Source organism: Segeticoccus rhizosphaerae, assembly GCF_009192725.1.
In the GTDB taxonomy this organism is placed as follows: Bacteria; Actinomycetota; Actinomycetes; order Actinomycetales; family Dermatophilaceae; genus Segeticoccus; species Segeticoccus rhizosphaerae.
Window position 1 is genome coordinate 1 of sequence record NZ_VOHR01000320.1, and the last position, 4,178, is coordinate 4,178.

Annotated in this window: 4 protein-coding genes; all 4 read left to right on the top strand. The window is 68.2% G+C overall.

Features of this window, described 5'->3' with window-relative positions; all coding sequences use genetic code 11:
- The first annotated feature begins 311 nt into the window (after nt 1-311).
- Nucleotides 312-1,880: an amino acid permease gene (locus FRW57_RS18155; protein ID WP_238999480.1), complete on the top strand. Its 1,569-nt coding sequence runs from the start codon at nt 312-314 to the stop codon at nt 1,878-1,880.
- Nucleotides 1,877-2,629, top strand: a complete 753-nt coding sequence (locus FRW57_RS24820; RefSeq protein ID WP_275263189.1) for a FadR/GntR family transcriptional regulator — start codon at nt 1,877-1,879, stop codon at nt 2,627-2,629. The genes FRW57_RS18155 and FRW57_RS24820 overlap by 4 nt, the downstream gene beginning before the upstream one ends.
- 18 nt (nt 2,630-2,647) lie before the next feature.
- Entirely contained in the window at nt 2,648-4,021 is a 1,374-nt protein-coding gene (locus tag FRW57_RS18165; protein WP_152186668.1) for a glutamine synthetase family protein, read from the top strand.
- An 8-nt stretch (nt 4,022-4,029) separates the two neighbouring features.
- A partial coding sequence (locus FRW57_RS24825; protein WP_203230401.1) for an aldehyde dehydrogenase family protein occupies nt 4,030-4,178 on the top strand: 149 nt, incomplete at its 3' end.

The following is a 4,178-nucleotide window of genomic DNA, read 5'->3' on the forward strand; positions in this document are numbered from 1 at the left end:
GGCGCGGCCGACGTGCGCCGAGCCCAGCAGGCCCGGCTGGAGGTCGCGGCGTCGAAGCTGGGCGTCGCGCTCGTGCTGCCGCTCGGCCTCGCGTTCCTGCCCGCCTTCGTGCTCATGACGGTGCTGCCCGTCGTGCTGGCGCTGGCCCAGGACGTCCTCGGGCAGGCCTGAGCTCAGCGCATCCCGTCGCGGTCGTCCGAACTCTGGGTACCCGTGGGAAGCAGTAAAGGTCTGGGGCCGGACCATTGACCGATCGGCGCAGGAGCGACATACTCATGCGGCATCACCGTCGCCGGCGTATGGGAAAACTGATGACCGAATCAGCGCAGCAGCACGAGGAACTCGACGACGACTCCCGACTCCTGGCGGAGATGGGATACAAGCAGGAGCTGCACCGGGGGATGTCCGGCTTCTCCAACTTTGCGGTCTCCTTCTCGATCATCTCGATCCTGGCGGGCTGCATCACCTCCTACGGCATCGCGCTGAGATCCGGCGGCCCGTCGACGATCGTCCTCGGCTGGCTCATCGTCGGCGTCTTCGTCGCCTGCGTCGCCCTGGCGATGGCCGAGGTCTGCTCGCGCTACCCCACCGCGGGTGGCCTCTACTTCTGGGCCGGCCGCCTCGCCCGCCGCAACAAGAAGGTCTGGGCGTGGTACGTCGGCTGGTTCAACTTCATGGGCGAGATCGGTGTCACGGCCGCGATCGACTTCGGCTGCGCCACGACGTGGAGCGCGTTCATGAACCTCGTGTGGGGCGTCCAGGTCACACCGGGACGCGTCTTCCTGCTGTTCATCGCGATCATCGTGGCGCACGCGCTGCTCAACACCTTCGGCGTCAACCTGGTCAGCCTGCTGTCGATGGTCTCCGCGTGGTGGCACGTGGTCGGCGTCCTCGTCATCGTCGGCTTCCTCTGGCTGCTCCCCGAGCACCACCAGAGCGTCGGCTGGACCCTGACCGGGTGGCACAACGAGACCGGCTGGGGCTTCACGCCATACGTCTTCTTCATGGGCCTGCTGATGGCCCAGTACACCTACACGGGGTATGACGCGTCCGCCCACGTCGCGGAGGAGACCAAGTCGGCCGCGACCAGTGCGCCGCGCGGCATCGTGATGAGCGTGGTGGTGTCGATCATCGGCGGGTTCATCCTGCTCTACTCGATCACCGCGGCCATCCCGGACAGCAGCGCCGCCGGACTGAGCAAGCTCGCCGCCACCGACACCGGCCTGCCGCCCGCCCAGGTGTTCCTCGACGCCCTCGGCAGCCCAGGCGTGGCCAAGTTCCTGCTGTTCATCGTGTGCGTCGCCCAGTTCTTCTGCGGGATGGCCTCCGTGACCGCGAACTCCCGCATGACCTTTGCCTTCTCGCGCGACAACGCGCTGCCCGGCTCGAGGCTCTGGGCCAAGGTCAACGTGCGGACGGGCACGCCGACCAACTCGATCTGGTTCTGCGTCGTCCTGTCGATCCTGCTCGCGCTACCCGCCCTGTTCAACCAGACGGCATACCTCGCGGTGACGTCGATCGCCGTGATCGGCCTCTACATCGCGTATGTCGTGCCGGTCTTCCTGCGCCGGCGGGCGGAGCACTTCACGCCCGGTCCGTGGAACCTCGGCCGCTGGAGCCCGGTGATCGGGTGGGTTGCGGTCGTGTGGGTCTGTGTCATCGTGGTGATGTTCGTCCTGCCCCCGAGCAAGCCGATCACCGTGGACACCTTCAACTACGCACCGATCGCGGTGCTCGTCGTGTTCCTCTTCGCGACGATCTCCTGGTTCCTCGGCGGCCGCAACCGGTTCATGCACGGCGCCTCGCCCGAGGACCACAACGCGGCGGACCCGGAGAAGGTGTTGGAGGAGGGCGACCCGGAGGGGGCGCTGGAGTCGTGAACGGTCAGGCCGCCCAGGCGGACCCGTCGATGGAGTCCGAACCGTTGATGGAGGTCATGCTCCGTCCGGTCCGGGCCCACCACGGTTTCGAGGGCTGTTTCGAGCAGTTGGCCACTGCGATCAGGCTGGGTGTCTACCCCAAGGGCAGCACGCTCCCGCCGGAGCGGGAGCTGGCGGCGCGGATGGGGGTGTCACGGGCCACGCTGCGGGAGGCGATCGCTGCCCTGCGCACGGCCGGCCTGTTGCAGAGTGTGCGCGGTCGGGGCGGCGGCACGCGAGTGCTGGCGCTGCCCGAGATCGTGCCGACCAATCCGCCTGACCTGGGTGAGCGACGCGAGGAGCTGTTGGACTCGTTGGTGTTTCGCCGGGTCGTCGAGGCGGGGGCGTGCCACGTGGCTGCTTCTCGTCCGCTGTCGGACAAGCAGCGGACCATGTTGCGGGCGGCCCTGGCGGATGTGGCGAGGGCGCAGGGCCGGCGGGCCCACCGGCAGGCCGATTCGCGGCTGCACCTGGGGATCGCCACCCTGACCGGTTCGCCGCACATCATCGATGCGGTCACCCGGTCCCAGGCGGACCTGCACACGCTGCTGACCGCCATCCCGGTGCTGAGCGTCAACATCGAGCACTCCGACGCCCAGCACGAAGCCATCGTGCGCGCCATCATCGCCGGCGACCCCTCTCGGGCCCGGCGGAGTATGGAGCAGCACTGCGACGACACCGCGGCCCTGCTTCGCGGCCTGTTGGGCTGAGGCCCGAAGGAGATCATGATGAGTTCGATCCGCAGCAACGACCGGCTGCTCTCGCTGGAGCAGCTACGTGCCCGCATCGATGACGGGGCGGTCGACACCGTCATCGTCGCGTTCACCGACATGCAGGGGCGTTTGAAGGGCAAGCGGCTGCACGCGCAGTACTTCCTCGACCAGGTGGTCGACCACGGCACGGAGGGGTGCAACTACCTGCTGGCGGCCGATGTGGAGATGAACACGGTGGCCGGCTACGAGATGACCTCGTGGGAGAAGGGTTACGGGGACATGGAGTTCGTCCTCGACTACGACACGATCCGGTTGCTGCCGCACCTGCCGGGGACGGCGATGATCCAGTGCGACCTGGCCTGGATGGACCACCGGTGGGTGGAGCAGTCCCCGAGGCGGATCCTGTCGGCGCAGCTGGAGCGTGCGGCCGCGGACGGCTACGTCGCGCTGGCCGGCACCGAGCTGGAGTTCATCGTCTTCGAGGACACCTTCGAGCAGGCGTGGGATCGCGGTTACCGCGGCCTGACGCCGGCGAACCAGTACAACGTGGACTACTCGATCCTGGGGACCACGCGGGTGGAGCCGCTGTTGCGGGACATCCGCAACCACATGTACGGCGCCGGTATGGACGTCGAGTCGGCCAAGGGGGAGTGCAACCCCGGCCAGCACGAGATCGGGTTCCTCTACGACGAGGCGAAGCACATCGCGGACAACCACGCGGTCTACAAGACCGCGGCCAAGGAGATCGCGGCGCAGCACGGCAAGTCGCTGACCTTCATGGCCAAGTACAACCACCTCGAGGGCAGCTCCTGCCACATCCACCTGTCGCTGCGGGGGACCGACGGGTCGCTGGTCTTCTGGGACGAGGAGACCGGTGGGCGCAGCAGGCTGTATGACCAGTTCGTGGCCGGGGTGCTGGCGACGATGACCGACTTCACGCTGCTGTATGCGCCGAACATCAACTCCTACAAGCGGTTTGCCGATGGCTCGTTCGCGCCGACCACGATCGGTTGGGGCACGGACAACCGGACCTGCGCCATGCGGTTGGTCGGGCACGGAGCGGGGGCGCGGATGGAGAACCGGGTGCCCGGTGGCGACGTCAACCCCTACCTGGCGCTGGCGGCGATGCTGGCCGGAGGGTTCCACGGCATCGACCACGAGCTCGAGCTCGACGAGGAGCTGACCGGCAACGCCTACACCTCGGGGAGGCCGCACGTGCCCAAGACGCTGCGCGAGGCCCGCGATGCGTTCCACGGATCCGACCTTGCCCGGAAGGCCTTCGGCGACACCGTCGTCGACCACTACACCAACATGGCCGACGTCGAGCTCGCCGCGTTCGACGCCGCCGTGACCGACTGGGAGCTGCGCCGCGGCTTCGAGAGGATGTGAGAGCGCACGTGAGCACGACCTACACGGTCATCAACCCGTCCACCGCCAGCCCGGTGACGGAGGTGGAGCTGGCCGACGTCGACCGCACCGATGCCGCCATCGAGCGGGCCGCGGCGGCGTTCCCGCCGTGGCGCGACCTGGCCCCCGGCGAGCGGGC

Excerpts from the sequence above, each read along its gene's own strand:
- FRW57_RS18155 (WP_238999480.1), top strand. The coding sequence starts at position 312 with ATGACCGAATCAGCGCAGCAGCACGAGGAACTCGACGACGACTCCCGA.
- FRW57_RS18165 (WP_152186668.1), top strand. The coding sequence starts at position 2,648 with ATGAGTTCGATCCGCAGCAACGACCGGCTGCTCTCGCTGGAGCAGCTA.